We start from the raw sequence: 4,527 nt of genomic DNA on the forward strand, positions 1-4,527 counted from the left end.
CTCCCAGCCCCTCCGCCCCCGCTCCTGTCCGGCCAAGGAGAGTGCGTCATCAACGCGTCCAGCAGTCCCCCTGCCGTAGAACTGCACGGCATCACCAAGCGCTTCCCCGGCGTCGTCGCCAACCACGACATCGACATCACCATCGGCAAGGGCACCGTGCACGCCCTCGTCGGGGAGAACGGCGCCGGCAAGTCCACCCTGATGAAGATCCTCTACGGCATGCAGAAGCCGGACGAGGGGACCATCGCGATCGACGGCGAGCAGGTCTCGTTCGCCAACCCGGGTGACGCCATCGAGCGCGGCATCGGCATGGTGCACCAGCACTTCATGCTCGCCGACAACTTCACCGTCCTGGAGAACGTCGTCCTCGGCGGCGAGAAGCTGTACGGCATCGGCTCCGGCGCCCGGAAGAAGATCAAGGAGATCTCCGACGCGTACGGGCTCGGCATCCGCCCCGACGCACTCGTGGAGGACCTCGGGGTCGCCGACCGGCAGCGCGTGGAGATCCTCAAGGTCCTCTACCGGGGCGCCCGCATCCTCATCCTGGACGAGCCGACCGCGGTCCTCGTGCCGCAGGAGGTCGACGCGCTCTTCGCCAACCTGCGCGAGCTCAAGGCCGAGGGCCTGACCGTCATCTTCATCTCGCACAAGCTGGGCGAGGTCCTCTCGGTAGCCGACGAGATCACCGTGATCCGCCGCGGCACGACCGTGGGCACGGCCGACCCGGCCACCACCACGACCAAGCAGCTCGCCGAGCTGATGGTCGGCAGCGAGCTGCCCTCGCCGGAGACCCGCGAGTCCACCGTCACCGACGTGCCGACGCTGCGGGTCCAAGACCTCAAGCTCACCGTCACCGACCCCGACGGCACCGTCCGCGACGTGCTCGCCGGCATCGACTTCACCATCCACCAGGGCGAGGTCCTGGGGATCGCGGGCGTCGAGGGCAACGGCCAGACCGAGCTCATCGAGGCCCTCATGGGCATGCGCGATCCGGACGCCGGAGTCATCACTCTCGGCACCGACGACATCTCGCACGCCCCGACCCGCAAGCGGCGCGAGTCCGGCATCGGCTACATCCCCGAGGACCGCCACCGCCACGGCGTCCTGCTGGACGCCCCGCTGTGGGAGAACCGCATCCTCGGCCACGTCACCGAGAAGCCCAACAGCCGCGGCTGGCTGCTGGACAACAAGGCGGCCCGCGCCGACACCGAGCGCATCGTGCGCGAGTACGACGTGCGCACCCCCGGCATCGAGGTCACCGCGGCCTCCCTCTCCGGCGGCAACCAGCAGAAGCTGATCGTCGGCCGCGAGATGAGCCACGCGCCCAAGTTCCTGATCGCCGCCCACCCCACCCGCGGGGTGGACGTCGGCGCGCAGGCGCAGATCTGGGACCAGATCCGCGAGGCCCGCCGCGAAGGCCTCGCCGTCCTGCTGATCTCGGCCGACCTGGACGAGCTGATCGGGCTCTCCGACACCCTGCGCGTCATGTACCGCGGACGGCTGGTCGCCGACGCCGACCCGGCCACCATCACCCCGGAGGAACTGGGCTCGGCCATGACCGGCGCCGCCACCGGTCACCTCGAAAGCCCGGAGGACGAGGCCCGATGAAGAAATTCGACAAGGACCGGCTGATCCTGGGCTTCGCCGGCCCGGTGCTCGCCCTGGTCGTCGCCCTCGCGCTGACGACCGTGGTGCTGCTCGCCTCCGGGCAGAACCCCTTCGAGCCGTACCGGATCATGTTCGAGTCGGCCAGTTACGCCGACGTACAGGTCCTGATCATCAACCAGGCCGGCACGTACTACCTCGCCGCACTCGCCGTGGCCGTCGGCTTCCGGATGAACCTCTTCAACATCGGCGTCGACGGGCAGTACCGCCTCGCCGCCATGGTGGCCGCCCTGGTCGGCGCTAGCGTCAGCCTGCCGGGACCGCTGCACATCGCGCTGATCGTGATCGTCGCGATGCTCGTGGGCGCGTTCTGGTCCGGCATCGCGGGCTTTCTCAAGACCACCCGCGGGGTGAGCGAGGTCGTCTCGACGATCATGCTCAACTCGATCGCCACCGCGCTGGTCGCCTGGCTGATCCTGCCGAAGAACTTCGGCGAGCAGCCGGCCGGCTCCAACAACCTGACCACCGGTGAGATCGCGGAGTCGGGCTGGTTCCCGGGGCTGTCGATGGGCGACATGGCGGGGGAGATCTACGGCTTCACCTTCGTCGCCGCCGGCTGCGGCCTCCTGTACTGGTTCGTGCTGAACCGCACCCGGTTCGGCTTCGACCTGCGCGCCACCGGCGCCAGCGAGAGCGCCGCCCAGGCGTCCGGCGTGGATGCCAAGAAGATGATCCTCACCTCGATGCTCATCTCCGGCGCGGTCGCGGGCCTGGCCGGCATGCCGACGCTGCTCGGCGACACCCACACCTACAGCCTCGACTTCCCCACGGGTATCGGCTTCACCGGCATCACCATCGCGCTGCTGGGCCGGAACAACCCGCTCGGCATCGCCCTCAGCGCCCTGCTGATCGCGTTCCTGGACAAGTCCTCGGCCTCGCTCGACCAGTACGGGTACGAGAAGGAGATCGCCACGATCATGCAGGGCCTGATCGTGATCTCGGTCGTCGTCTCCTACGAGCTGGTCCGCCGTTACGGCATCCGCCGCCAGCAGCAGAAGGTCGGCGAGGAGCTCGCCGCCGGACACGCCCTCACGACCGAGAAGGAGGCGGCCCTGTGAGCACCAGCAAAACCATCGCCGCAGGCCCCGCCCCCAAGAAGGGCAACGGCCGCCGCAAGCTCTCCCTGCCCGTCGTCCTGCTGATCATCGCGGGCGCGCTCGCCCTGGTCTCGCTGGTCCGCCTCATCAGCGGCGCCGACGACATCACCTCGGTCGGCCAGGTCCGCGGCGCCCTGGCGCTCGCCGTCCCGATCGGGCTCGCCGGACTCGGCGGTCTGTGGGCCGAGCGCGCGGGCGTCATCAACATCGGCCTCGAAGGGATGATGATCCTCGGCACCTGGTTCGGCGCCTGGGCCGGGTTCCAGTGGGGCCCGTGGATGGGTGTCCTCTTCGGCATCCTCGGCGGCTGCCTCGGCGGCCTGCTGCACGCCGTCATCACCGTCACCTTCGGCGTGAACCACATCGTCTCCGGTGTGGCCATCAACATCCTCGCCGTCGGCGTCACCCGCTACCTGTCCAACTTCGCCTTCGACGGCATCCAGGGCGGCTCCTCCAAGCAGTCTCCCCGCATCGAGCCGATCGACAGGATCACCGTTCCGGGGCTCTCGGACTGGATGCAGGACCTGCAACAACAACACTGGTTCCTGATCTCCGACCTCGCGGGCATCATCGGCGGGCTCGTCACCGGCCTGTCCCTGCTCACCGTCGTCGCCCTGCTGCTGATCCCCGCCACCTGGTGGATCCTGTGGCGCACCCCGTTCGGGCTGCGGCTGCGCTCCTGCGGCGAGTCCCCGGTGGCCGCCGAGACCCTCGGCGTCAACGTGTACAAGTACAAGTACATCGCCGTCACCGTCTCCGGCGGTCTGGCGGGCCTGGGCGGTGCGTTCCTCGCGATCGTCGCCACCGGCATCTACCAGGAGGGCCAGACCGGCGGCCGCGGCTACATCGGCCTCGCCGCGATGATCTTCGGCAACTGGATGCCCGGCGGCATGGCGCTCGGCGCCGGGCTCTTCGGCTTCACCGACAGCCTCAAGCTGCGCGGCGGCGCCGAGAACGTCCACGCGATGCTGCTCCTGCTGGCGATCCTGCTGGTCATCGCGGTGCTCTGGCAGCTGTACAAGAAGAAGTACGTCTCCGCGGCGGTCGCGGCGGTCGTCTCCGCGCTGCTGTTCACCTGGTACTTCCTGACCGACCAGGTGCCGAGCCAGTTCGTCGACGCCGCCCCGTACGTCACCACGCTGCTGGTCCTCTCGCTCTCCGCGCAACGCCTGCGGATGCCCAAGGCCAACGGTGTGGCGTACCGCAAGGGCGAGGGCAAGTGACCCCGCCGCCCGCCCCTGAGCGGCCGGTGTTCGGCGAGGCCGACTGGGAGACCCTGCGGGAGGCCGCCCGGGACGCCATGTCCCGGGCGTACGCCCCCTACTCGGGCTTCCCGGTCGGGGTTGCCGCCCGGGTGGACGACGGCCGCACGATCACCGGCTGCAACGTGGAGAACGCCAGCTACGGCCTCTCCCTCTGCGCCGAGTGCGGCCTGGTCTCCACGCTCCAGGCCACCGGCGGCGGCCGGCTGACCCACTTCACCTGCGTGGACGGCACCGGGGCGATCCTGGTGCCGTGCGGCAGGTGCAGGCAGCTCCTGTACGAGTTCGGCGGCCCGGAGCTCCTCCTGGAGACGCCGGACGGTCTCCGTACGCTCGACGAGATGCTGCCGCAGTCGTTCGGCCCGCAGCACCTCGGCTGACGCCGTACCTCGCACGTTCCGGCGGGGGGGGGGGGGGGGGGGGGGGGGGGGGGGGGGGGGGGGGGCGGGGGCGCCCGCGGCCGAGCCCGCGGCCGGCGAGCCCGGGGGGCGGGCGCGGGCCCG

The 4,527-nt window shown here is 70.2% G+C and carries 4 protein-coding genes; all 4 read left to right on the forward strand.

Going from position 1 to position 4,527, the window contains the following annotated elements; genetic code table 11:
- Positions 1 to 24: 24 nt before the first annotated feature.
- Genes JS521_RS19950 through JS521_RS19965 form a run of 4 tightly spaced genes read left to right on the forward strand, consistent with a single transcriptional unit; the run spans position 25 to position 4,404 of the window.
- Positions 25 to 1,608: an ABC transporter ATP-binding protein gene (locus JS521_RS19950; RefSeq protein ID WP_205084352.1), complete on the forward strand. Its 1,584-nt coding sequence runs from the start codon at positions 25 to 27 to the stop codon at positions 1,606 to 1,608.
- The gene (locus tag JS521_RS19955) at positions 1,605 to 2,723 is read left to right on the forward strand and encodes an ABC transporter permease (protein WP_205084336.1); all 1,119 of its coding nucleotides are present in this window, start codon (positions 1,605 to 1,607) and stop codon (positions 2,721 to 2,723) included. Before JS521_RS19950 ends, JS521_RS19955 begins: the two co-directional genes overlap by 4 nt.
- Positions 2,720 to 3,985, forward strand: a complete 1,266-nt coding sequence (locus JS521_RS19960) for an ABC transporter permease (RefSeq protein ID WP_205084337.1) — start codon at positions 2,720 to 2,722, stop codon at positions 3,983 to 3,985. Before JS521_RS19955 ends, JS521_RS19960 begins: the two co-directional genes overlap by 4 nt.
- Entirely contained in the window at positions 3,982 to 4,404 is a 423-nt protein-coding gene (locus JS521_RS19965; RefSeq protein WP_205084338.1) for a cytidine deaminase, read from the forward strand. Before JS521_RS19960 ends, JS521_RS19965 begins: the two co-directional genes overlap by 4 nt.
- The last annotated feature ends 123 nt before the right edge of the window (positions 4,405 to 4,527 follow it).

This window comes from Streptomyces durocortorensis (assembly GCF_016901035.1).
GTDB classification, from domain to species: Bacteria; Actinomycetota; Actinomycetes; order Streptomycetales; family Streptomycetaceae; genus Streptomyces; species Streptomyces durocortorensis.

Excerpts from the sequence above, each read along its gene's own strand:
- JS521_RS19955 (WP_205084336.1), top strand. The coding sequence starts at position 1,605 with ATGAAGAAATTCGACAAGGACCGGCTGATCCTGGGCTTCGCCGGCCCG.